Origin of the sequence: Thermus igniterrae ATCC 700962 (assembly GCF_000376265.1) — a bacterium.
Classification (GTDB): Bacteria; Deinococcota; Deinococci; order Deinococcales; family Thermaceae; genus Thermus; species Thermus igniterrae.
In genome coordinates, this window is the sequence record NZ_AQWU01000072.1 from 1 (window position 1) to 23,026 (window position 23,026).

25 protein-coding genes and 1 pseudogene are annotated in these 23,026 nt (G+C 67.6%); 10 read left to right on the forward strand and 16 right to left on the reverse strand.

From position 1 onward, the window contains the following. On the reverse strand, positions 1 to 232 hold a 232-nt coding region (locus B128_RS0110390; RefSeq protein ID WP_018110544.1), incomplete at its 3' end, for a transposase family protein. An 86-nt stretch (positions 233 to 318) separates the two neighbouring features. On the opposite strand from B128_RS0110390, the gene B128_RS0110395 reads away from it, so the two are divergent. After that, positions 319 to 1,746, forward strand: coding sequence for a lyase family protein (locus tag B128_RS0110395; protein ID WP_018112208.1), 1,428 nt, complete (start codon positions 319 to 321; stop codon positions 1,744 to 1,746). 18 nt (positions 1,747 to 1,764) lie between these two features. Here the strand turns inward: B128_RS0110395 and B128_RS13400 are convergent. The 4 genes and pseudogenes from B128_RS13400 to B128_RS0110410 all read right to left on the reverse strand — a co-directional run. Next, positions 1,765 to 2,304: pseudogene (locus B128_RS13400) on the reverse strand (SLAC1 family transporter); the annotation flags it as partial. An 86-nt stretch (positions 2,305 to 2,390) separates the two neighbouring features. Continuing rightward, positions 2,391 to 2,675: an SLAC1 family transporter gene (locus B128_RS13405; RefSeq protein WP_018112210.1), complete on the reverse strand. Its 285-nt coding sequence runs from the start codon at positions 2,673 to 2,675 to the stop codon at positions 2,391 to 2,393. Positions 2,676 to 2,707: 32 nt separating this feature from the next. Next, complete coding sequence (locus B128_RS0110405; protein ID WP_026175191.1) at positions 2,708 to 3,640, reverse strand: NAD-dependent epimerase/dehydratase family protein; 933 nt, start codon at positions 3,638 to 3,640, stop codon at positions 2,708 to 2,710. Positions 3,641 to 3,711: 71 nt separating this feature from the next. After that, complete coding sequence (locus B128_RS0110410) at positions 3,712 to 4,278, reverse strand: thioredoxin family protein (protein WP_018112212.1); 567 nt, start codon at positions 4,276 to 4,278, stop codon at positions 3,712 to 3,714. Between the two features lie 68 nt (positions 4,279 to 4,346). On the opposite strand from B128_RS0110410, the gene B128_RS0110415 reads away from it, so the two are divergent. From B128_RS0110415 to B128_RS0110425, 3 genes are read left to right on the forward strand one after another with little or no spacing between them, the layout of a single operon-like run. Further along, positions 4,347 to 6,758 (forward strand): cation-translocating P-type ATPase, encoded by a 2,412-nt coding sequence (locus B128_RS0110415; protein ID WP_018112213.1) that lies wholly within the window; start codon positions 4,347 to 4,349, stop codon positions 6,756 to 6,758. Between the two features lie 2 nt (positions 6,759 to 6,760). Further along, positions 6,761 to 7,204: a CBS domain-containing protein gene (locus B128_RS0110420; protein WP_245537246.1), complete on the forward strand. Its 444-nt coding sequence runs from the start codon at positions 6,761 to 6,763 to the stop codon at positions 7,202 to 7,204. Beyond that, positions 7,201 to 8,178, forward strand: a complete 978-nt coding sequence (locus B128_RS0110425) for a sodium:calcium antiporter (RefSeq protein ID WP_018112215.1) — start codon at positions 7,201 to 7,203, stop codon at positions 8,176 to 8,178. The genes B128_RS0110420 and B128_RS0110425 overlap by 4 nt, the downstream gene beginning before the upstream one ends. Here B128_RS0110425 and B128_RS0110430 read toward each other — a convergent pair. The 11 genes from B128_RS0110430 to mglB form a co-directional block, all read right to left on the reverse strand. Next, complete coding sequence (locus tag B128_RS0110430; protein WP_018112216.1) at positions 8,163 to 8,603, reverse strand: universal stress protein; 441 nt, start codon at positions 8,601 to 8,603, stop codon at positions 8,163 to 8,165. The genes B128_RS0110425 and B128_RS0110430 overlap by 16 nt on opposite strands. Positions 8,604 to 8,606: 3 nt before the next feature. Beyond that, on the reverse strand, positions 8,607 to 10,334 hold the full coding sequence (locus tag B128_RS0110435; protein ID WP_018112217.1) for a ribonuclease J: 1,728 nt from the start codon (positions 10,332 to 10,334) through the stop codon (positions 8,607 to 8,609). A gap of 55 nt (positions 10,335 to 10,389) precedes the next feature. Continuing rightward, entirely contained in the window at positions 10,390 to 12,534 is a 2,145-nt protein-coding gene (pnp, locus tag B128_RS0110440; protein ID WP_018112218.1) for a polyribonucleotide nucleotidyltransferase, read from the reverse strand. Positions 12,535 to 12,592: 58 nt separating this feature from the next. Further along, a complete protein-coding gene (gene rpsO, locus B128_RS0110445; protein ID WP_018112219.1) occupies positions 12,593 to 12,862 on the reverse strand; it encodes a 30S ribosomal protein S15 in 270 nt (89 codons plus the stop codon). 61 nt (positions 12,863 to 12,923) lie between these two features. Next, positions 12,924 to 14,072: an MFS transporter gene (locus tag B128_RS0110450; RefSeq protein WP_018112220.1), complete on the reverse strand. Its 1,149-nt coding sequence runs from the start codon at positions 14,070 to 14,072 to the stop codon at positions 12,924 to 12,926. Then, complete coding sequence (locus tag B128_RS0110455; protein WP_156822424.1) at positions 14,069 to 14,515, reverse strand: hypothetical protein; 447 nt, start codon at positions 14,513 to 14,515, stop codon at positions 14,069 to 14,071. Before B128_RS0110455 ends, B128_RS0110450 begins: the two co-directional genes overlap by 4 nt. A 104-nt stretch (positions 14,516 to 14,619) precedes the next feature. Beyond that, a complete protein-coding gene (locus tag B128_RS0110460; protein ID WP_026175192.1) occupies positions 14,620 to 16,308 on the reverse strand; it encodes a b(o/a)3-type cytochrome-c oxidase subunit 1 in 1,689 nt (562 codons plus the stop codon). A gap of 3 nt (positions 16,309 to 16,311) precedes the next feature. Further along, the gene (locus tag B128_RS0110465; protein ID WP_018112223.1) at positions 16,312 to 16,818 is read right to left on the reverse strand and encodes a cupredoxin domain-containing protein; all 507 of its coding nucleotides are present in this window, start codon (positions 16,816 to 16,818) and stop codon (positions 16,312 to 16,314) included. Between the two features lie 3 nt (positions 16,819 to 16,821). Then, complete coding sequence (locus B128_RS0110470) at positions 16,822 to 16,926, reverse strand: cytochrome c oxidase subunit 2A (protein WP_018112224.1); 105 nt, start codon at positions 16,924 to 16,926, stop codon at positions 16,822 to 16,824. A gap of 166 nt (positions 16,927 to 17,092) precedes the next feature. Beyond that, on the reverse strand, positions 17,093 to 17,680 hold the full coding sequence (gene mglA / locus B128_RS0110475; RefSeq protein WP_018112225.1) for a GTPase MglA: 588 nt from the start codon (positions 17,678 to 17,680) through the stop codon (positions 17,093 to 17,095). A gap of 1 nt (position 17,681) precedes the next feature. Then, positions 17,682 to 18,173 carry a GTPase-activating protein MglB gene (gene mglB / locus B128_RS0110480; protein WP_018112226.1) on the reverse strand — a complete coding sequence of 164 codons (492 nt, stop codon included), beginning with the start codon at positions 18,171 to 18,173 and terminating at the stop codon, positions 17,682 to 17,684. 17 nt (positions 18,174 to 18,190) lie between these two features. On the opposite strand from mglB, the gene B128_RS0110485 reads away from it, so the two are divergent. From B128_RS0110485 to efp, 6 genes are read left to right on the forward strand one after another with little or no spacing between them, the layout of a single operon-like run. After that, complete coding sequence (locus B128_RS0110485) at positions 18,191 to 19,516, forward strand: M20/M25/M40 family metallo-hydrolase (protein ID WP_018112227.1); 1,326 nt, start codon at positions 18,191 to 18,193, stop codon at positions 19,514 to 19,516. A 20-nt stretch (positions 19,517 to 19,536) separates the two neighbouring features. Further along, the gene (gene speB / locus B128_RS0110490; protein WP_018112228.1) at positions 19,537 to 20,406 is read left to right on the forward strand and encodes an agmatinase; all 870 of its coding nucleotides are present in this window, start codon (positions 19,537 to 19,539) and stop codon (positions 20,404 to 20,406) included. Positions 20,407 to 20,444: 38 nt separating this feature from the next. Next, entirely contained in the window at positions 20,445 to 21,341 is an 897-nt protein-coding gene (locus B128_RS0110495) for an alpha/beta hydrolase family protein (RefSeq protein WP_018112229.1), read from the forward strand. Between the two features lie 4 nt (positions 21,342 to 21,345). Beyond that, positions 21,346 to 21,510, forward strand: coding sequence for a hypothetical protein (locus B128_RS12970; protein WP_018112230.1), 165 nt, complete (start codon positions 21,346 to 21,348; stop codon positions 21,508 to 21,510). A 6-nt stretch (positions 21,511 to 21,516) separates the two neighbouring features. Then, entirely contained in the window at positions 21,517 to 22,422 is a 906-nt protein-coding gene (locus B128_RS0110505) for a PHP domain-containing protein (protein ID WP_018112231.1), read from the forward strand. Next, positions 22,419 to 22,973, forward strand: coding sequence for an elongation factor P (gene efp / locus B128_RS0110510; protein ID WP_018112232.1), 555 nt, complete (start codon positions 22,419 to 22,421; stop codon positions 22,971 to 22,973). Before B128_RS0110505 ends, efp begins: the two co-directional genes overlap by 4 nt. Positions 22,974 to 23,026 lie beyond the last annotated feature (53 nt).

The following is a 23,026-nucleotide window of genomic DNA, read 5'->3' on the forward strand; positions in this document are numbered from 1 at the left end:
TTGGGTCCAGACGGTGAAGGAGGAGGGTGAGGATGGTGTGGCCCGGGGGGTTGCGCAGGCCCAGGTGGGGCAAGAGGTGAGGGTTGGCCCGGGCGAAACGTTCCACGCCGCGCAGGGAGTCCACGCGGGCGAGAAAGGCCACCAAGATGAGGGCCAACAAGCCCCACAAGGGATACCGCCGGTTGCGGGCCCTGGGGTCGGGGACTTGGGACAAGGCCTCGCGTAGGGTCATGCCCCCTCTTTACCCCAAGGCCGCATATCGGTCAAGTCTGGGCAAGAGGCTAGCCCTTTCCCCTCCCTGGGGGCTAGCATGGGACCATGCGCTGGCACGGGGTTTTCCGCCGCTGGGTCCTGGCCCGGCACTACCGCTTCGCCCGTGAGGCCCTGGTGCCCTACTTCTTTGACGCCCTCAGCGCCTACGCCCTGGAGCTTGCCCGCCTGGGAGTGCCCCAAGCCGGGGAGGCGGTGCGGGCCTTGCGGGAGCTCCGCACCCTGCCCCTTCCCAGCTTCACCGGGCAGGTGGAGGATGTCTTTTTCTCCATCCAGGCCCAGCTGGCGGAGCACTGGGGGGAGGAGGTGGCGGGGGCGGTACGCCGGGGCCTTTCCCGCAACGACCTGGACCTCACCGCCTTCCGGGCCTACTTGCGGGACCGGGTCTTGGCCCTTTTGGGGGACTTTCTCCGCCTGCGGGCGGTCCTTTTGCGGGTGGCCAGGGCCCAGGCCGGGGTGCCCCTCATCCTCCACACCCACCACCGGCCCGCCCAGCCCACCACCCTGGACCACTACCTCCTGGGGATAGAGGGCTTGCTCTTCCGGGACTACCGCCGCCTGGTCCGGGCCCTTTCCACCCTGGACCGTTGCCCTTTGGGGGCCAGCGCCCTGGCGGGAAGCCCCTACCCGGTGGACCGGGAGCGGCTGGCGGCCCTTCTGGGGTTTTCGGGCCCGGTGGAGAACACCCTGGACGCCGTGGCCTCGGGGGACTATGCCCTGGAGCTGGCCTTTGCCCTGGCGGGGCTTGGGGCAAGCCTTTCCCGCTTCCTCACGGACCTCCTGGCCTTTGCAGAGCGGGGGGCCTTTGTGGTGGGGGAAAGCTTGGCCCAAGGGTCCAGCTTCATGCCCCAGAAGCGGAATCCCGTGGTCTTGGAGCACGCCCGCATTTACGCTGGCCGGCTCACGGGAGGGATAGGGGTACTCCTTGCCCTGAACCACAACACCCCCTTCACCGACCTCAACGACCACTCCACCGGGGTGCTGGAACCCCTGGCGGGGCTTCTGGAGGACGCGGAGGCGGTTTTGGAGCTCACCCGGGCGGCTCTCGAGGAAAGCCACTTTGACCCCGCCTTGCTCCTGGTGGAGTTTTCCCCGGAGGTCCTGGCCTCGGAGGCGGTGGACTTCCTGGTGCGCCGGGGGGTGCCCCTGGGGGAGGCCTACCGCCGGGTGCAGGGGGCTTTGCCCGGGGTTAGGCCCGAGCTTCTGGGGGTGGAGCGAGAGGAGCTGCTGGCCTGGATGGGCCTCGAGGGCTTCTTCGCCCGCCGGGAGGTCCTGGGGGGCGTGGGGCCCAGGGCCAGGGCCGAGACCCTGGGCCGGGCCAGAGGGCGCCTGCGCGAGGACCAGAGGGCCTTAACTGCTCTTCGGGCCCGGGTGCGCCTGGCCCGGCGCCTCCTGGGGGCGCAGGACCTCCAGCCGCCCAAAGGCCAGCAGGCTCCGCAGGAGGAGAGGCAGGTAGAAGGCCAGGAGGAGGCCTAGTAGGAGGTGGGCCGCGGCCCTAAGGAGGAGGCTGGAAAGCCCCACGGCCAGGGTGTGGGTGGCCAAGGTGAAGGCCGCCAGGGGAAAGACCAGCCCCCAAAGGCCAGGCTGGAAGCGGGGCCGTACACGGTGCCAAAGGGGGTTTTCCAGGAGGAGGCCCAAGGAGAGGGCCAACCACCAGCCCCCAAGCCCCCAGAGGGCGGTGCCCAGGAGGTAGAGGGGTTTGGGGTCAACGGCCAAGGGCCCGATGGCCTCACTCCCCTGAAGAAGGGAAAGGGGAGCCAGGATGCCTGTGCCCAGGGGAGCCAGGCCGATGAAAAGGCTGGGTACCAGCTCCGGAGCCGGCCGCTCGTGGGCGTAGAGGCGGGCGAAGAGGCTGGCCCCCACCCAGAGGAAGAGGACCAAGCCCAGGCCCCAAAACATGAAGAGGGCGTAGGCCACCTCCTTGGCCCAGGGGCCCATCCAGGGCAGGAGGGGCCCCCCGGCCAGGGGAACCACCAGGGTGGAGACGGGGGGAATAAACCAGGTGCCGTTGGCCGCCTCAAAGGGCAGGCGCATCCGGGTGAAGATCAGGTAGGCCAGGAGGAGGCTACACCCCAGCACCAGGGGGTCCCCAGGAGGAAGGGAAAAAGGGCGCCCTCCCTTCACCCCAGCACCCTTTCGCTGGCCACCCCTAGGAGGAGGAGGGCTAAGGGGAAGGTAGCGTAAAGCTGGGAGCGCAGGGGGTGGTGGAGCTCTGCCCACACCTGCCTGGGGTAGCCCACCAGCTTGGCCAGGAAAAGGGCCAGGCTGAAGGCAAAGAATAAGCCCGTGAGCACGTAAACACCCAGGGCCAGGGGGTAGAGGCCAAAGGCCTTCAGCACAACGCTCACGCCACTACCCCCCATGACCGCCGCGAACCAGGCGGGATTAAAAAAGCGGGGGCTCATGCCCCCATCATGGTATAGGGGGTGGGGGTATGTCAACTTTTCCGGAAGTATTCCACAGTTAACCGGATGCCCTCCTGGAAGCCCACCTCCGGCTGCCAGCCGTGGGCCATGAGCTTCAGGGGAGAGAGGACGCTCCGCTCCAGGTCCCCGGGGCGCGGGGGGGCGGGGTTTACCTGGGGCTCCCGGCCCGCCGCCTGGGCCACGGCCAGGAGGACCTCCTGGGTGGTGTGCCCCTCCCCGGTGCCCACGTTGTAAACCCCCTCCAGGCCCCTCAGGGCCAGGTTGTGGGCCCGCACCACGTCCCCCACGTAGATGTAGTCCCGCACGCAGCCCTCGTCCCCCGGGGCCTTGCGGGCGTAAAGGGTCACGGGTTCCCCCTTCAGCACCCTTTCCGCAAAGATGGCCACCACCCCCGCCTCCCCGTGGGGGTCCTGCCGCGGGCCGTACACGTTGGCGTAGCGCAGGGAGACCCACTTCAGCCCGAAGTTCTGGCCGTAGGCGGAGAGGTAGTGCTCAAAGCCCGCCTTGCTGGCGGCGTAGGGACTTTTGGGCCTGGGGGGCCAGGTCTCCTCGGCCTTTTCCCCCTCGGGCACCTCCCCGTAGATGGCCCCACCGGTGGAGGCGAAGAGGACCTTTTCCGTGCCCCATTTGCGGGCGGCTTCCAGGAGGTTCAGGCCCCCCAGGAGGTTCACCTCAAAGTCCAGGAGGGGGTTTTCCACGCTTACCTTCACCGAGGCCTGGGCCGCCTGGTGGGAGATGTGGGTGGGGCGGAACTCGCGGAAAACCCGTTCCAGTCCCTCCCGGTCCCGCACGTCCACCCGGTAGAAGTACACCCCCTGGGGGACGTTTTCCCGCTTGCCCGTGGAGAGGTTGTCCAGGACGGCCACCTCCACCCCCTCTTTGAGGAGGCTTTCCACGATGTGGCTGCCGATGAAGCCCGCACCTCCTGTGACCAGTACGCGCATGCTGGACCTCCGGGCAAAACCCGCGCCATCCTATCATGGCGCGGGCCGGGTGGGAAGCGCCCGGAAGCCCCTTAGCCGATCTTGACCTCGGGCTCGTTCCCGGGGCGCCACTTGATGGTGCAGCCCAGGGCGGGGGCTTCCTTCAAGGGGGGGTCCTCCCCCCGTAGGAGAGCTTCGATGGCCGCCTCCAGGTCGTGGCTTTGCACCTCGTTGGGGAACTTGGGGTTGTCGTTCACCCGGCCGTGGTAGCGCAGGAGGCGCCTGGCGTCAAAGAGAAAGACCTCGGGGGTGCGGAGGGCCCGGTAGGCCTTGGCCACCTCCTGGGTTTCGTCCAGGAGGTAGGGGAAGAAGATGCCGTGCTCCTTGGCGAAGGCCACCATGCCCTCGGGGGAGTCCTCGGGGTAGCGCTCGTAGTCGTTGGGGTTGATGCCCACGAAGGCCACCTGGCCCCGGTAGCGCTCGGCCAGGGCCACCAGCTCCCGGATGGACCCCTTCACGTAGGGGCAGTGGTTGCACATGAAGACCACGGCCAAAAGGGGCTCCTGGAACTGGGAAAGCCGGTAGCGGCCGCCCCGGGGATCGGGAAGCTCGGCGTCAATCAGGGGGCTTTCCAGGGGAAGCTCCGGATACTGCAGCATACCCCCATGATACCGGGGAGGGTCTAGGGGGGACAATAAGGAACCCTTCTCCCTTGTATTCTGGACCCATGCAGGGTCTTTCCTCCGAAGAGGCCAGGCGGAGGCTTGAGGAATACGGCCCGAACGCCTTGCCCGAGAAGCCCCCGGAGCCCCTTTGGCGGAAACTGCTGCGCCAGTTTCAAAGTCCCTTGATCTACATCCTTCTCTTTGCCCTTGGGGTGGATTTTTCCCTTTGGCTCCACGAGGGGGCCCAAGGGCTTCCCGTGGAGTCCTTGGCCATCCTGGCCATCCTACTCCTCAACGCCGGGCTTGGAGCCTTGCAGGAAAAGCGCTCCGAGGAGGCCCTGCGCCGCCTGAAGGCCCTGGCGGAGCCCATGGTCTGGGTGCTCCGGGATGGCCATTTTAGGCGCCTTCCCAGCCGGGAGCTGGTGCCCGGGGATGTGGTGCGCCTCGAGGCCGGGGACCGCATCCCCGCGGATGGCCACCTCCTGGAGGCGAGCGGGGTTTTGCTGGACGAAAGCGTCCTCACCGGGGAAAGCGTCCCGGTGGAGAAGGGGGTGGGGGAGGAGGCCTTTGCCGGGACCCTTTTGGTGCGGGGAAGGGCCCTTTTGGAGGTGCGCCGCACGGGGCTAAGGAGCGCCATGGGGCGGATTGCCGGCCTGCTTGCCGAGATGGAGGAGGAGGCCACCCCCTTGGAGCGGCGCCTCCAGGCCTTCGGCCACCGGGTGGCCCGCTGGGTCCTCCTCCTGGCCCTGGCCCTGGTGGCCCTGGGCTTCCTGGTGGAGGGGTTTTCCGCCAAGGTGGTCCTCTTCGCCGTGGCCCTCGGGGTGGCGGCGGTGCCCGAGGGGCTTCCCGCCATCCTCACCCTGGCCCTGGCCCTGGGGGTGGAGCGCATGGCCAGAAGGAAGGCGGTGGTGCGCCGCCTGGCCGCGGTGGAGGCCCTGGGGAGCGTGACGGTGATCGCCACCGACAAGACGGGCACCCTCACGGAAAACCGCATGGAGGTGCAGGAGGTGGTGGGCCCGGATCCCGAGGGGGCGCTTTGGGCCATGGTCCTCTGCAACGACGCCGACCTGGCCACCGGGGCCGGGGATCCCCTGGAACTCGGCCTCCTGCGCTATGCCGCCCAGCACCTGGACGTGGAGGCGGTGCGCCGGGAAAACCCCCGCCTTTCCGAAAGGCCCTTTGACAGCGGCTGGAAGTTCATGCGGGTTACCACGCCCAAGGGGAGCTACCTCAAGGGGGCCCCTGAGGTGCTCATCCCCCGCCTGGACCTGCCGGAGGGGGAGAAGGCACGCCTCCTGGAAGAGGCCGAGGGCCACGCCCGCCAGGGGTACCGGGTACTGGCCCTGGCCTTCGGCCAGGGGGAGCGGGAAGAGGGCCTGGCCTTCCTAGGTTTTGTCCTCCTCCTGGACCCGCCCCGCCCCGAGGTGCCGGAGGCGGTGCGGCGGGTGCAGGAGGCGGGGGTGCGGGTGGTGATGATCACCGGGGACCACCCCGCCACCGCCTTGGCCGTGGCCCGCAGGGTGGGCATCCCCGCGGAGACCGTGGCCGTGGGGGAGGACCTGGCGGACCTTTCCGACGAGGAGCTTCTGGAGGTGGACGTGTTCGCCCGCGTCCGCCCCGAGGACAAACTGCGCATCGTGGAAGCTCTCCAGAAGGCAGGCGAGGTGGTGGCCATGACCGGGGATGGGGTGAACGATGCCCCGGCCCTGAAGCGGGCGGACGTGGGAGTGGCCATGGGCCAGCGGGGCTCAGACGTGAGCCGGGAGGTGGCCGACCTGGTCCTTATGGACGACAACTTCGCCACCATCGTGGCGGCCATTGAGGAGGGGCGAAGCATCTACGAGAACATCCAGAAGTTCATCCGCTTCCTCTTCTCCACCAACCTCTCCGAGGTGCTGGTGGTAGCCCTAGGGATGGTCTTTGCCGCCCTCTTGGACCTGCGGGACGCTTCGGGCCACCTCCTCCTCCCCCTCACCGCGGTGCAGATCCTCTGGATCAACCTGGTGACGGACGGCCTGCCCGCCCTGGCCTTGGCCCTGGACCAAAACCCCGGGGTGCTGAAGCGCCCGCCCCGGCCCAAGGAAAGCCCCCTTCTGGACCCCCCTTCCTTGCGCTTCATCCTCCTCACCGGGGCCCTCAAGGGGGGGATTGCCCTCCTCATCCTGGGGTTCCTTCCCGGGGGGGTGGGCCTCGAGGCCGCCCGCAGCGCTACCTTCCACTTCATGGCCATGGGCCAGCTCTTCTTCGCCTACGCTGCCCGCCACACCCACCTCGTTCCCCTGCCCAACGCTTACCTGCACGGGGCCGTGGCCCTGGGCCTCCTGGCCCAGCTTCTCGTGGGGGTTTTCCTCCCCCAGCCCTTTGAAGCGGTGCCCCTGCCCCCTGGGGTCTGGGGACTGGTGCTGGGCCTAGCCCTTTTGGCCTGGTTGCTGGCGGAGGCGGTGGACCGGATAGTATGGCGGCGAGGGAGGTAAGCGTGAAGGCCAGGGAGGCCATGGTAAGCCCGGTGGTGGCGGTGCCCTTGGGCACCACCTTGGACGAGGTGGCGCGGCTCATGGTGGACAGGCGCATCGGGAGCGTGCTGGTGGTGAACGGGGAGGGAAGGCTTGTGGGCATCGTGACGGAAAGCGACTTCCTGAAGGAAAAGGGCATCCCCTTCTCCACCTACCGCGCCCCCATGCTCCTGGGGCGTTTTTTGGCCCAGGACCAGCTGGAGCGCATCTTCCAGGAGGCCAAGAGCACCCAGGTGGAGGAGATCATGTCCCACCCGGTGCACGCCGTGGCCCCGGAGGACCCCCTTTCCCGGGTGCTGGAGCTCATGCTCCTTTACGACATCAACCACGTGCCGGTGGTGGAAGGGGGGAAGCCCATCGGCATCATCTCCCGCTTTGACCTCCTGCGGCTTCTGCGAGGGGTATGACCCTCCTGGCCTTCTTGGCCGTGGCCCTGGCGGTGGTGTTTGCCGGGCAACGGGTGGCCTTTTATGGGGACGCCCTGGCGGAGAAGCGGGGTTGGGGAAGGGCCTGGGTGGGGCTCATCCTGGTGGCGGCCACCACCAGCCTGCCCGAGCTCATCACCGGGACCAGCGCCGTCCTTCAGGGCCTGGTGGACATTGCCGTGGGGGACGTGCTGGGGAGCACCCTGTTTAACCTCCTCATCCTTTCCCTCTTGGATGCCGTGGGGGGGAGGATTCCCCTTTTGGGAAGGCTCCATGCGGGGCACGCCCTGGCGGTGGGCTTTGCCCTCATCTTTTTGGCCCTGCAGGGCGCGGCCCTCTGGTGGGGGGGGCCCGGGCTGGGACCGGTTTCCTGGTACACGCCCCTGGCCCTCCTCCTCTACCTCCTGGCCACCCGCCTCACCTTCCTCTACGAGCGCAGGCGGCCCGTGGCGGAGGTGGAGCGGCTGGAGCGCCTTTACGGCCATCTGGCGGAGGACCAGGTGGTCCGGGGCTACCTCCTCTGGGGAGGGATGGTGGTGCTGGCGGCCAGCCTCCTGCCCACCCTGGCCGAACGCCTGGCCCAGGAGACTGGTCTGGGGGCAGGCTTTGTGGGCACGGTCCTGGTGGGGGCCATCACCTCCTTGCCCGAGGTGTCGGTCACCCTGGCCGCGGCCCGCCTGGGGGCCTTTGACCTGGCGGTGGGCAACCTCCTGGGGAGCAACCTCTTCAACGCCCTGATCCTGGCCTGGGACGACCTCCTTTACCCAGGGGCTTTCTTCGCCGCTGCCCACGGGAGCCATCTGGCGGCCGTCCTGGTGGCCTTGGCCATGTACGGGGTGGTGCTTCTTGGCATGAGCTACCAGGCCCTGCGCAAGCTGGCGGTGCTCTCCTGGGACACCCTGGCCCTCCTTGGCCTCTACCTCCTGGGCCTCTTCTGGCTTTACGCCCTGCGGTAGGGGACCACCAGCACGGGCTTGGGGGCGCGGCGTACCACCTCCAGGGCCACGCTACCCAGAAGGACCAGGTCGGCCCCCGTGCGCCCGTGGCTCCCCAGGACCACCAGGTCGTGCTTGGCCGACTCGGCCAGGATGACCTCGGCGGCCCGGCCCTCGAGGAGGTGGGCCTCAAAGGGCACGCCCATGGCCTCCGCCCTCTGGGTGGCCCGGTCCAGGGCCTTAAGGCCCTCCCGGCGCAGGTCCTCCAGGAGGGCCTGGTAGTAGGGGAGGGTCTCCGGGCCCAGGAGTAGCCTGGGGCCCAGGGGCTCCAGGGCGTGGAGGAAGGCCACCCTGGCCCCCAGGGCCTTGGCCAGGCGGAGCCCTTCCTCCACGCCCCTTTCTGCCGCCTCGCTGCCGTCGGTGGGTAGGAGCAGGCTCCGGTACATGCCTCACCCCTCAATCACCACGGGCAGGATCACCGGGTCGCGGCCCGTGGCCTTCTTCAGGAACTTCTTCACCGGGTAGTAGATGTCGTCCCGGATGCGCTCCAGGGGCTTTTTCTCCCGCACGCCGTTGTGGAGGGCCTCGAGGGCCATGCGCCGCACCTCGCCCAGGAGCTTCTCCCCGGCCTTCACGAAGCCCCGGGACACCACCTCCACCACCGGGTCCTCCCCGGCCAGGGCGGTGATGACCACCAGGCCCTCCTCGGCCATGTGCCGCCGGTCGGCCAGGATTTCCTCGGTGATGTCCCCCACCCCCAGGCCGTCCACGTAGAGCACCCCATGGGGCACCTCCCCGGCCTTTTCAAAGGTGTGGGGTGTCAGGCGGTAGACGGCCCCGTTCTCCCCGATTAGGGTCTTCTCCGGGGGGCGGCTCATGGCCTCGGCCAGCCACTTGAAGTTGGTCTGGTGCCGCACCTCCCCGTGCCAGGGCAGGAAGAACTTGGGGGTGGTGAGGTTCAGGATCAGCTTCAGCTCCTCCTGGGAGGCGTGCCCCGAGGCGTGGACCTTGTAGGTGGGGGGATAGAGGACGTAGGCCCCCAGGGCGTAGAGGCGGTTGATGACCCGGTTCACCGCCTCCTCGTTGCCGGGGATGGGGCTACTGGAGAGGATCACCGTGTCCCCCGGCTTGATGGCCATCTTGGCGTGCCCCTCAAAGGCCAGGCGGGAGAGCACCGACATGGGCTGGCCCTGGCTCCCGGTGGCCAGGATGAGCACCTGGTGGTCGGGAAGGTCCATAACCTCTTCCAGGGTGTAGAGGCGGTCCTTCACCTTCAGGTAGCCCAGCTCCAGGGCGATGCGGCTAAACTTCAGCATGCTCCGCCCCTCCATGGCCACCTTGCGCCCGTACTTCTCCGCGGCCCAGATCACCGCCTGGATGCGGTGGATGTGGCTGGCGAAGGTGGTGACGAAGACCCGCCCTGGGGCCCGCCCGATGACCCGGTCCAGCTCCTTGGCAATCTCCATCTCGCTGGGGGTGTAGCCTGGCCGCTCGGCGTTGGTGGAGTCGGCGATGAGGAGCAAAACCCCTTCCGCCCCCGCCTGGGCCACCTTGGCCAGGTGGGAGACCTTCCCGTCTATGGGGGTGGCGTCCAGCTTGAAGTCCCCGGTGTGCACGATGGTGCCGATGGGGGTGCGGATGACCACGCCAGAGTTGTCGGGGATGGAGTGGGTCATGCGGAAGAGGTCCAGGGTGAAGTAGCGCCCCACCTGGATCCGGTCGTCGGGGGAGACCTCCTTGAGGTTGAAGCCGCCCGGGCGTAGCCCAAACTCCTCCAGCTTGCCCTTCAGGAGGCCCAGGGTGAGCCGGGCCCCGTAAATGGGCACCGGGCTCTCCTTGCCGTAGACCATGGGCAGGATGAAGGGTAGCCCCCCGATGTGGTCCTCGTGGCCGTGGGTGAGCACCCAGGCCTTGATGAGGTGGCGGTTTTCCACCAGGTAATCCACCCGGGGGATGAGGAGGTCCACCCCGGGCATCCCCTCCTCCGGGAAGGCCAGACCCCCGTCCAGGACGAAGATCTCGTCCCGGAAGCGGAAGGCGGTGATGTTCTTGCCAATCTCCCCCATGCCCCCCAGGGGGATGATCTCCACGAAGTCCTGGGTGCTTAAGGGTATCCCGGCGCCCTCCTGGGGTTTCCGGCGGCGCCGCCTTCTCGGTCTGCGTTCCTGGTTTTCCATAAACCTCCTATCTTCCCGGCGGGGCCGGGATATGCGCTAGGGAAATCCCCAGGGGCTAGCCCCGCCGCCTGGGGGGGATCTTGCCCTCCAGTTCGGGGCGGATCAGGTCAATCTTGCCCCGTTCGTCAATGCGGTGCACCTTGACCTTGATCACGTCCCCCACCTTGAGGTGGTCCTCCACCCGCTCCACCCGCCCCGGGGCGATCTGGCTGATGTGGAGGAGCCCCTCGGTGCCGGGGAAGAGGCTCACGAAGGCGCCAAAGGGGGTGATCTTGGTGACGGTGCCCTCGTAAACCTCCCCCACCTTGGCCTCCATGGTCAGCTCCTCTATGCGCTTCTTGGCCTTTTGCGCCGCCTCCATGTCGCTGGAGTAGATGCGCACCGTCCCGTCTTCCTCAATATCCACCTCTACCCCAAGCTCTTCCAGGGCGCGCACGTTCTTGCCGCCAGGCCCAATCACCAGGCCGATCTTGTCCACCGGCACCTTGAGGGAGAGGATGCGGGGGGCAAAGGGCTTGGGCTCGGGGCGGGGGGCGGGGAGGACGCTTTCCATGAGGGAGAGGATTTGTAGCCTAGCCTCCCTAGCCTGGAGCAGAGCCTCCTTGAGCACCTCCCGGGGCAGGCCTCCCACCTTGTTGTCCATCTGCAAGGCGGTGACGCCTTGGCGGGTACCCGCCACCTTGAAGTCCATGTCCCCCAGGGCGTCCTCGAGGCCCAGGATGTCCGTGAGGATCACCGCCCGGTCGTTTTCCCAGACCAGGCCCATGGCCACCCCGGCCACCGGGGCCCGGATGGGCACCCCGGCGTCCATCAGGGCCAGGCACCCGGCGCAGACCGTGGCCATGGAGCTACTCCCGTTGGACTCCAGCACGTCCCCCACCACCCGGATGGTGTAGGGGAAGGCCTCCTGGGGGGGAAGCACTGCCTTGAGGGCCCGCTTGGCCAGGTTGCCGTGCCCCACCTCCCGGCGGGAAACCCCCCGAAGGCGCTTGACCTCCCCGGTGGAGAAGGGGGGGAAGTTGTAGTGCACCAGGAAGGGGTCGGTCTCGTCTATCCCCAGGTCGTCAATGATCTGCTCGTCCCGGCCCGTGCCCAGGGTCACCGTCCCCAGCACCTGGGTCTCCCCCCGGGTGAAGATGGCGGAACCATGGGTCCGGGGCAGGACGTCCACCTCAATCCAGATGGGCCTCAGGTCCTTGGGCCCGCGGCCATCGGCCCGCTTCCCCTCCTCCAGCACCAGCCGCCTCAGCTCCCGGCGGACCACCTCGTCAAAAGCCCGCTCATAAAGGGGTTTTTGGGCCTCGTCCGGGGTGCCGTCCTCCTTTTTGGGCAGAGCCTCGGCGATCAGGGCCTCGGCGAAGGCGGCAAGGGCCTGGCTTCTCTCCCCTTTGCTGGCGGTCTGCAAAACCCCGGAAAGCCCCCGGGCCACCGCCAAGCGGTAGAAGGCCTCCTTCTCCTCCTCCGGCAGGGATTCCGGCGGGGTCCAGGCCATCTTGGCCTTGCCCAGGTCCTGGGCCATGGCCTCCTGCAACTCCAGAATGGGCTGCATCTCCCGGTGGGCGAACTCCAGGGCCTGCACCAGGGTCTCCTCGTCCACCTCCTGGGCCCCGGCTTCCACCATGAGGATGGCGTCCCGGCTTCCCGCCACCACCAGGTCCAGGGCGCTTTCCTCCATCTCCTGCAGGGTGGGGTTCAGGACGAACTGCCCCCCTATGAGCCCAACCCGTACCGCGGCCACCGGGCCCTCCCAGGGGATGTCCGAGAGCATGAGGGCGGCGCTGGCCGCCGTGGGCCCCAGGATGTCCGGGGGGTTCTTCTGGTCCGCGGAGAGCACGGTGACGATGACCTGCACCTCGTGGCGGAACCCCTTGGGGAAAAGGGGCCTTATGGGGCGGTCCGTCATGCGGGCGGAGAGAATGGCTTTCTCCCCGGGGCGGCCTTCCCGCCGCATGAAGCTTCCCGGGATCTTGCCCACCGCGTAGTGCCGCTCCTCAAACTCCACGGTGAGGGGCAGGAAGTCGGCCTCCACGGGGTTTTCCGAGGCCTGGGCGGTGGCCAGGACCACGGTGTCCCCATAGCGGACCAGCACAGAGCCCGAGGCCTGTTTGGCGTACTTGCCGGTTTCCAGGACCAGGGGGCGGCCGGCCACCTGGACCTCGTAGCGGAAGGCTTTGGGGGTGTTGGGTGTGGCTTCTGGCATGGCTAACCTCAAGGGAAAGGCGGAGCCCTAAGGCCCCGCCCCCGACCTGGATTCCAGTTTACTTCCTCAGGCCCAGCTTCTCAACCAGGGCCTGGTAGCGCTCGGGGTCCTCCCGCTCCAGGTAGCGCAAGAGCCTGCGGCGCTGACCCACCAGCATGAGGAGGCCCCGGTGGGAGTGGTGGTCGTGCTTGTGGTCCTTCAGGTGCTCGGAAAGCCGGTTGATGCGCAGGGTGAGGAGGGCCACCTGCACCTCGGTGCTCCCCGTGTCCCCGGGGAAGCGGGCGAACTCCGCAATTACCTTCTGCTTTTCTTCCTTGGTGATGGGCATCTTTTCCTCCGTCAGGGGGGAAGGCGCTCAGGCCCCTTCCTCCTCAAAGCCCCAAAGGGCCTTAACCAGAATAGGCCCTGGTTCTCCTCCCGTCAAGGAGAAAGAGGGAGAGGGCGGCCAGGGCTAAAAGGGCCCCTGCCAGGAAGGCCACCTCCGCTCCTAGCCCCTGCCAGAGCAGGCCGAAGAGGAGGCTCGCGGGCAGGAGGAGGAGGCCCACCACCGTGTGGTAAAGCCCGATGGCGCTGGCCTTGGCCTCTTCCGGCACCAAAGTGGCCAGGTAGGCCCGGCTGGCCCCTTCAAAGGCGGCGGAGTAGAGGGCGTAGAGGAGGAGAAAGGCCACTCCCCAAAGGGGTGCCTTTGCCCAGGCAAAGCCCAGGTAGACCAGGGCGTAAAGGGAAAAACCTAAGGCCACCACCCGCCTCAGCCCCACCCGGTCGGCCAGGCTCCCCAAGGGGTAGGAGAGAAGGGCATAGAGGAGGTTGTAGCCGGTGTAGGCCAGGGTGACCTCCCCTTCGCTCAGGCCCAGCTCCTTAAGCCTTAGGAGCAGGAAGGCGTTGGAGGAAAGGGCCAGGGCGAACACCCCGGAGACCAGGAGGAAGCGCCGGTAGGCGGGGGGCATGCCGGAAAGGCGCAAGGGGGGCAGGGGGCGCTTAGGAGCGGGTTTTTCCCGTATCCAGAGGAGGACCAAGGCGGCCAGAAGGGCGGGAAGCGCCGAGGCCCAAAACACCCCCCGCACCCCTAGGTGGGGGAGGAGGAGAAAGGCCAGCAAGGGGCCTAAGGTGGCCCCCAGGGTGTCCATGCCCCGGTGGAGGCCGTAGGCCCTGCCCAAGGCTTCCCGGGGAGCGCTTTCTGCCAGGAGGGCATCCCGAGGGGCGGTGCGCAGGCCCTTGCCCGTGCGGTCCAGAAAGCGGTAGAGGAGGACGTGCCAGGGGCTTTGCGCCAGGGCCAGGAGGGGGCGCAAGAGGCCGGGAATCCCGTACCCCAGGAGGAGGAGGGGTTTCCTTCTGCCCATGCGGTCGGAAAGCCGTCCCCCCACCACCTTGAAGAGGCTGGCCGTGGCCTCGGCCACCCCTTCTACCAGGCCGATGGCCCCAGCCCCCGCCCCCAGGCTGGCCAGGAAAAGGGGAAGGAGGGGGTAGACCATCTCGCTGGCCACGTCCATGAGGAAGCTGACCAGGCCAAGGAGGTAGACCACCAGGGGAAGCTTCATGGCCGGTACCTGAGGTAAAGCCCCACTAGCAGGGGCTCAGGAAGGACCATGAGCAGGGAGAGGGGGTCCAAAGGGGCGGGGGCGAGGACGGCCGGACCCAAGGGGGTGCTAAAGGGCAGGGGCAGGGTGCGGGTCAGGAGGAAAAGCAGGAGCATGGTGAGGGAAAGCCCCATTCCCAGCCGCCAGATTCCCAGGGCAAAGGGGGGGTCTTGGTCTGGATACATGAAGCGGAGCACCATGAGGCCTAGCGCATAGGTCACCTTCAGGGCCAGGAGGAGGAGGAAAAGCTGCCCGTACAGGTAGTACTCGCTCACCAGGCCGTACCGAACCGCCTCGGCCTCCGAGATTCCCAGGGCGCTTCCGCAAAGCCCCTGGCCCAGGACCTCGCCCAGGCTGAGGCCCAAAAACTGCAGGAAGAAGGGTAGGAGGGAAAGGGCCACCATCCAGGGGAGGGCAGGTCCGGCCACGAAGCGCACGCCCTTAGCCTTTCCCCTATCCGGAAAAAGGTCAAGGGCCAGGGCGCCCTGGCCCTTGACCCCACACGGCCTTACCAGAGGCGCAGCCCAGGCACCAGGTTCACGTTGCCGAAGAGCTGGACCAGGGTGGGCCCATAGGTGAGGGCCACCAGGATCACCGCCACCACGAACCAGAAGCCCACCCGGTCCAGGGCCTGGACCAGCCTGCGGTCCTCAGGGCCGGAGAGCACCTCGGCGAAGGGCACCGGGGCCTCGGCCAGCTCGGGCCTGCGCTCCCGCCCCAGGAGGACGCCGAAGAGGCCGTAGATGAAGAGGAGAAGGGCCACGAGGAGGATGATCCCGCCCAGGATGTTGAAGACCATGGGGACGGCGCTGTGGGCGTAGGCGTCGGGCACCTGGGCGATGTAGGCCCGCCGGGGCACGTTGAGAAGCCCCTGCCAGTGGAGGCCAATGGCCATGACCAGCATGCCGATGAACCACAGCCAGACCACCGCCAGGCCAACCCGCCTTTGGGCATCGGAGATGGGCTTGCCCGTGAGGTTGGGGATGAGCCACCACAGGGAGCCCATGGCCGTGAGGGTAACCAGGCTGGCCACCTGCAAGTGGAAGTGCCCGGCGATCCAGATGGTATTGTGGACGACGTAGTCCAGGGTGAAGCTGGCGTTCACCATGCCGCCGGCACCGCCAGGGATAAAGCCGATGAGGCCAAGCACCGGGGCCACGAAGGCTGGGTTGCCCCAGGGGAGGACCTTGATCCAGCCAAAGAGGCCCTTACCCCCCCGCATCCGGCCGGCGAACTCCAGGCTGGCGGCGATGGTGAAGGCGGTCATGAGGCTGGGCACCGCCACGAACATGGTGAGGATGGAGTGGATCATCTTCCAGGTGGGGTCAATCCCAGGGTCGGCGAACTGGTGGTGGAACCCCACGGGGGTGGAGAAGAGGAGGAAGAGGAGGAAGACGATGCGGGCGATGGGGTCGGAGACCAGCTTGCCCCCCGCCTGCTTGGGCAGGATGGTGTAGATGATGACGTAAGCGGGCAGGAGCCAGAAGTACACGATGGGGTGGCCCGTCCACCAGAAGAGGGTGCGGGTGATGAGGGGGTCCACCCCCTTGACGAGGCCGAAGGACCAGGGGAGGAGGAAGAGGACGGCCTCGAGGACCAGCCCGATGGAGGCGATGAACCACATCAGCCAGTACACCACGGCCATGTAGGTGACCAGGGGGGTCACCTTGCCGGGGTTCTGGGCCTTCCAGCGCCGCCAGAGGTCCAGCACGATGTAGATGCTCACCCAGGTGGAGAGGACGAAGATGCTGGCCCCCAGGTAGAAGGCCCAGTGGCCCTGGAGGGGCGGGTAGAAGGTGTAGAGGACGGTGGCGTTGTTGGAAAGCAGGGGCAGGGCCGCCATCACCAGGCCGATGAAGGCCATCCACCAGGAGAGCCACATGAGGCCCATGTTGGGCCTGAGGTTCAGCTCCCGGGCCGGCAGGTAGACCATGATGGCCTGGGCGAAGAGCTGGGTGAAGACGATGGCGTTCAGGACCCCGTGCAGGGTCAGGCCCTGGTAGTAGGACTGGACGAAGGGGAGAAGGCGCTTAAGGAGGGGATAGGCGTCCACGTTCCCGTAGTTCAGGGCCTGGAAGGGACCGAAGAGGCTCCCCACGATGACGGCGATGAAGCCCAGGACCAGGAAGTACAGGGTGGCCTTCTTCTCCGGATGGGCCTCGTACACGCGGCTTGCGTCGCTGGTGCGTACTGCCATGGCTCACTCCTTCACCACGATCTTGCCGAACATGTTCTGGTGGCCGAGGCCGCAGTACTGGTTGCAGATGATGCGGTACTCGCCTGCCTTCTTGAAGGTGTAGCGGACGGTGGTGACGTCCCCGGGTAGGACCTCCACGTTGATGTTGGTGCCCTCCACGTGGAAGCCGTGGATCACGTCCGGGCTGGTGATCTTGAAGATGATCTCGGCCCCTTTGGGCACCTCAATGGGGTTGGGCTGGTAGCCGAAGGCGAAGGCCAGCACGTGGACCGTGTACTGGTTGGGCCCGGTCTGCACCACCGCCTGGGCCGCGTCGGCCCAGGGGCCTTCCGTGCGCACCTTGGTGGGGTCAAGGCGCTCCAGCTGACCCGCGGGGATCACTCCGGCGGTGTGGGTGGCCAGGGTGTAGGCGATGAGGGCGATGAAGACCACCACCATGACCAGGGAAAAGGCCAGCCATCCCTTCTCGTACGCCAGTATCGCCTTGTGGGCCTTGTGCTCGTCCACCATGGCCTACCCCCTAGCGAAGAAGAGCGCGTATACCCCCAGCCAGAAGATCAGGATGGTGAGGGTAAGAATCACTATCACACCCATAGCGCCGACCGGTTTTTCCTCCATACCCTTCCTCCCTTACGGCAGGTTGCCGTATACGGGGGACATGTTAGCCAAAGGCGATTTGGAAGGTGAAGTACATTTGTCCCTGCGGTGTGGCGCAGGGTGCCAAGTACCGGTAGGAGGTATAAGGGGGCCGGGGTATGCCCCGGCCCCCCCTCAGCCCCTGCCCCTAGGTGCTCCCTACCCGGGCCAGCACCAACCGGCTCACTTCCTTCAGGGTTTCAAACACGCCCTTGCCCTCGGTGGCCACGGCTTCAAACACGGGGAAGCGCTTCTCGGGGTCCACCACCGCCTGGACCATCTCCACGGGCAGGGCATCGGGCAGGTCGCGCTTGTTCACCTGCAGGACCACCGGCAGGTCCTCCACCTTGAGCCCGTACTCCGCCAGGTTTTCCCGCATGTTGCGCATGCTTTCGGCGTTGGCCCGCAAGCGGCCTGGGGCGGAGTCGGCCACGAAGACGATGCCGTCCACCCCCCTGAGGATCAGCTTGCGGCTGGCGTTGTAGAAGACCTGCCCGGGCACGGTGTAGAGGTGGAAGCGGGTCTTGAAGCCCTTGACCTCGCCAAGGTCCAGGGGGAGGAAGTCAAAGAAGAGGGTGCGCTCGTCCTCGGTGGCCAGGGAGACCATCTCTCCCTTGCGTCCCTCGGGGATTTTCCCGTAGATCCACTTCAGGTTGGTGGTCTTCCCGGAAAGCCCCGGTCCGTAGTACACGATTTTGAAGTTGATCTCGCGGTTGGCGAAGTTGATGGTGCTCATGCTAGTTGCCGAAGAGCTCGTCCAGGAGGGCCTTGGCTTCCTCGCGGTACTGGGTGTCCAGGGAGAGCTTGGGCGGGTTGGCCAAGGCCTCCTCCGCCAGCCGGGCCAGGGCCTCGGCCGCCCGCTTGCCGTAGAGCTTCACCTTGCCCAGAGGGGCGTTTTCGTCAAAGACCAAAAGGAGCAGGGCGTGCTCCCCCGCCTCGTCCACATAGAGGCCCATGCGTTCGCCCTGGTGCACCAGCTCCTGGAAGCGCACCTCCCCCAGGAGCTTGGCCAGGGCCTGGGTGGCGGCGGCGTTGCCCGCCACCAAGGTGGCCAAGGAGTCCAGGGGCGGGGGCTTGGGCGCCCAGAGGGCTTCCTTGTGGGCTAGAACGAAGCCTTTGCGGTCAATGAGGAGGCCGTAGCGGGCCCCGGTCTCCCGGAGGGTCTCCTCCAGGACCTCCATGGCCCGCTCGTAGAGGGCCCCGTACAGGACCAAAGAGGGTTCCACCATAGTATGCTCAGTCTACCATGAGCGCCTTTTTACAAGAGGCCAGGGCCCTTTTGGCCGAGCTGGTGGCCATTCCCACGGTGAGCGCCGAGGGGAGGGCTCTTCGGGAGGGGGCGGAAAGGGTGGCCGGGCTTCTGGAGGCCCTGGGGTTGCGGGCAGAGCTCCAGGAGGGCTATGGGCCGCCGGTGGTCTACGCCGAGGGGGGGGAAGGGGAGAAGACGCTCCTTTTTTACAACCACTACGATGTCCAGCCTCCCGATCCCCTGGAGCTCTGGGAGAGCGACCCCTTTGCCCTAGCCGAGCGGGAGGGGGCCTGGTACGGCCGCGGCACCCACGACGACAAGGGGGAGCTGGTGGCCCGCCTGGTGGCCCTCCGGCTCTTCCGGGAGAAGCACGGGTTTCTGCCCCGGGTGAAGTTCGTGGTGGAGGGGGAGGAGGAGGTGGGAAGCCCCCACCTGGCGGACTACGTGCGGGACCATCGGGACCTTTTGCGGGCCGAGGCCATCCTCTGGGAGGCGGGAGGCGTGGACGCCCAGGGGAGGCCCTACCTCTACGCGGGGCTCAAGGGGATCGTGGCCCTGGAGCTCAGGGTGCGCACCGCCGCCTTTGATCTCCACTCCTCCTATGGGGCGGTGGTGGAAAACCCCATCTACCGCCTGGCCAGGGCGGTGGCCAGCCTGCGGGACGAGGAGGGGCGGGTCCTCATCCCCGGGTTCTACGAGCGGGTGCGGCCCCTCACCCCCAAGGAGGTGGAGGTGCTCTCGGAAATCCCCGATGAGTCGGAGAGCCTGAAGTCGCTTTTTGGCGTGCGGGACTTCCTGGGGGGTGCCAGGAACCTGGAGTTCAACCAGCGCCTTTACGCCGAGCCCTGCGTGAACCTCAACGGCTTCCATGCCGGCTACGGGGGCCCGGGTTCCAAGACGGTTTTGCCAGCCGAGGCCTTCGCCAAGCTGGACTTCCGCCTGGTCCCTGACCAGGACCCGGAGGAGGTTCCCGAGCTCCTTCGCCGGCACCTCGAGGCCCAAGGCTTCCACGACGTGGAGGTGGTGGTCCTGGAGAAGGGGGAGCACCCCGCCCGCTCCGACCTGGCCCATCCCTTCGTGGGCCTAGCCAGGCGGGCCCTGGAGGAGGCCTTTGGCGCCAGGGCCGTCCTCTACCCCAACATGGCGGGCTCGGGGCCCATGTACCCCTTCCTCCACCACCTGAAGGCCCCGGCGGTGGGCCTGGGGGTGGGGTACCCTGGGAGCCGGGTCCACAGCCCCAACGAGCACATCCGCATCGCCGACTTTGAGCGGGGCACCCGGGCCCTCCTGCGGCTTTTGGAGCTTTACTTCCTGGGCGGCTAGGGGTGCTATCCTTGGGCGGTATGCGCCTGGTCTTTGGCGAGCGCGATACCCCTTACGAGGCGGCCCGGGTGGTGGTCCTGCCCGTGCCCTACGACCTCTCCCTCTCCTTCCTCCCCGGGGCGCGGCGGGGGCCGGAGGCCCTCCTTCTGGCCAGCCGGGAGCTGGAGCCCTTCCTGCTGGAGCTGGGCGTGGCCCCGGAGGAGGTGGGGATCCACGCGGCCGAGCCCGTGCCCTGGGTGGCGGGGAGCGCCGAGGAGAGCCACCGCCTCATCCGGGAGGCGGCTTTGGCCCACCTCCGGGCGGGCAAGTTCCTGGTGAGCCTGGGGGGGGACCATTCCATCGTCCACCCCCTGGTGCAGGCCCACCGGGAAGCCCTGGGGGACTTTTCCATCCTGCACATAGACGCCCACGCCGACCTCTACCCCGAGTGGCAGGGCTCGGTCTACTCCCACGCCTCCCCCTTCTTCCGCCTGCTCCAAGAGGGTTTTCCCCTGGTCCAGGTGGGCCTCAGGGCCATGGACCGGGACTCCCTCCACCTGGCGAAGGAGAAGGGCGTGGCCTTCTTCCCTGCCCACCGCCTCCACCGGGAAGGCCTTCCCCTGGAGGAGATTCTGGCCGCTTTGGGCAAGCGGGTCTACCTCAGCTTTGACTTTGACGCCCTGGACCCCTCGGTGATGCCCAGCGTGGGGACCCCTCTTCCTGGAGGGCTCACCTACCGCCAGGCGGTGGAGCTCCTCGAGGCCCTCTTCCGGGAAAAGGAGGTGGTGGGCATGGACTTCGTGGAGCTCTCCCCCAACGGGCAGTTCCACGCGGAGATGACCGCGGCCCAGCTGGTCTACCACGCCATCGGGCTCAAGGGGCTACAGGCGGGCTGGCTCAGGCCCGAGTAGGGCACATTTTTCCCCGGGCCCTGGCTTACCATGGGCCTGTGCTCCGAGCCTTCCTTGTTTTGGGGGCCCTTTGGGCCCCAGCCCTGGCCCAGGTCCTGACCATCCCCCACCTGCGCGCCCGGGCCTACGGGGAAGGGGGGTTTCGGGTGGAGCGGGTCCTGGCCGAGGGACCCCGCTTCACCCGGGTGCAGTTCTCCCACCTCTCCGACGGCCTCAGGGTCTACGGCTTCGCCAACCTGCCCAAAGGGAAAGGGCCTTTTCCCGTGGTGGTGGTCCTCCACGGGTACGTGCCCCCCGCGGGCTACCGCCTTCTGGCCTACACCACCCCCTATGCGGACTGGCTGGCGGAGGAGGGCTTCCTGGTGCTCCACCCCAACTACCGGGGCCACCCCCCCTCGCAAGGGGAGCCCGCCCGGGGCCTGCGCCACGCCTACGCCGTGGACGTGCTCAACCTCCTGGCCGAGGTGCGCAAGGGGGCCTTTCCTCGGGCGGACCCCGGCCGCATGGCCCTCCTGGGCCACTCCATGGGGGGCGGGGTGGCCCAGGTGGTGAGCCTGGTGGACTCGAGGCTCAAAGGGGTGGTCCTCTACGCCAGCATGAGCGGGGACGAGCGGCGGAACCTGGCGCGCATCCTCCGCTGGTCGGGAGGGGAGCGGGGGAGGGAACTCTACACCCTGCCCGCCGAGGTCCTGGAGGCCGTCTCCCCCTGGGCCTATCTGGGGGAGCTTTCCGTGGCCTACAGCGTCCACCACGGCACCCAGGACGCCCAGGTGCCCGCGGAGTGGTCCTGGGAGCTCTGCCGCAGGCTGAAGGCCCTGGAGAAGCCCGTGGAGTGCTTTGCCTACCGGGCAGGCCACCTCTTCCGCGGGGAGGCGGACCTGGCCTTCCGGGAGCGGGCCCTGGCCTTCCTCCGCCGTGCCTTGCGGGCATACTGAGGCCATGCGCGGCTTTCTGGAGAACCTCGAGGCCCTCTTCCTGGCCCTGGCCTTTGGGAGCCTGGTCTTCGGCCTTCTGGCCCGGCTGGTGGGGGTGCGGCGGGCCTGGCCCTTCTTCCTCCTGGCCCTCCTCTTCCTGGGCCTGGCCCTCTACCAGGGGGTAAAATAGCCCCCCGTGGCCAAGCGCGTGGTTTCCGTTTCCCTGGGGGCTAGCCGCCGCGACTCCGTGGCGGAGGTGGAGCTCCTGGGCGAGAGGGTGGTCCTGGAGAGGCGGGGCACGGATGGGGACTTCCAGGCCGCCCTCTGCCTCATCCGCGAGCTGGACGGCCAGGTGGACGCCATCGGCCTGGGGGGGATAGACCTCTACCTCTGGGCGGGAGGGCGGCGCTACACCATCCGCCAGGCCAGGAGGCTCAAGGAGGCGGCCAAGAAGACCCCGGTGGTGGACGGCTCCGGCCTCAAGCACACCTTGGAGCGCCGGGCGGTGGCTGAGCTCAGCGCCCGCATAGACTGGAAGAACACCAAGGTCCTCCTGCCCTCGGCCGTGGACCGCTTCGGCCTGGCGGAGGCCCTCCATCAGGCGGGGGCTCGGGTGCTCTATGGGGACTTCATCTTTGCCCTGGGGCTTCCCATCCCCCTTTACAGCCTCGCCTTCCTGCAAAAGCTGGCCTGGCTCCTTCTGCCCCTCCTTACCCAGCTCCCCTTTGCCCTCCTCTACCCCACGGGGGAGAAGCAGGAACGGCGGGTGGTGGACTGGCGGAGCCGCTACTACCGCTGGGCGGACGTGGTGGCCGGGGACTGGCACTACCTGAAGCGCCACATGCCCGACGAAATGGCAGGGAAGGTCGTCCTTACCAACACCACCACCCTCGAGGACGTGGCCTTCTTGAGGGAAAGGGGGGTGCGCTGGCTCATCACCACCACCCCCCGCTTGGGCGGCCGGAGCTTTGGCACCAACGTGATGGAGGCCCTCCTGGTGGCCCTGGCGGGGCGGGAGCTTGGGGAGGCCGACTATCTCCGGTATATTGACCTCTTAGGGCTTGGGCCCCAGGTCTTGGACCTTCAGGAGGAAAGAGCATGATCAGCGTGACGGATCTGCGTCCCGGCACCAAGGTGAAGATGGAGGGCGGCCTCTGGGAGTGCGTGGAATACCAGCACCAGAAGATCGGCCGCGGCGGGGCCAAGGTGGTGGCCAAGTTCAAGAACCTGGAGACCGGGGCCACCATTGAGCGCACCTTCAACTCCGGGGAAAAGCTGGAGGACATCTACGTGGAGACCCGCGAGCTCCAGTACCTCTACGGGGAGGGGGAGGACCTGGTCTTCATGGACCTGGAGACCTACGAGCAGTTCCACCTGCCCAAGGACCAGGTGGAGGCCGCCCGCTTCCTCAAGGAGGGGATGACCGTCCTGGGGGACATGTACGAGGGCCGTCCCCTGAAGATCACCCCGCCCACGGTGGTGGAGCTCAAGGTGGTGGACACCCCGCCTGGGGTGCGGGGGGACACGGTCTCGGGCGGCTCCAAGCCCGCCACCCTGGAGACGGGGGCCGTGGTGCAGGTTCCCCTCTTCGTGGAGCCGGGAGAGGTCATCAAGGTGGACACCCGCACCGGCCAGTACGTGGGCCGGGCCTGAGGGTTGGAGGCTGGAAAGGGCCCGGGAACCCCGGGCCCTTTCTTCTCCCCTAT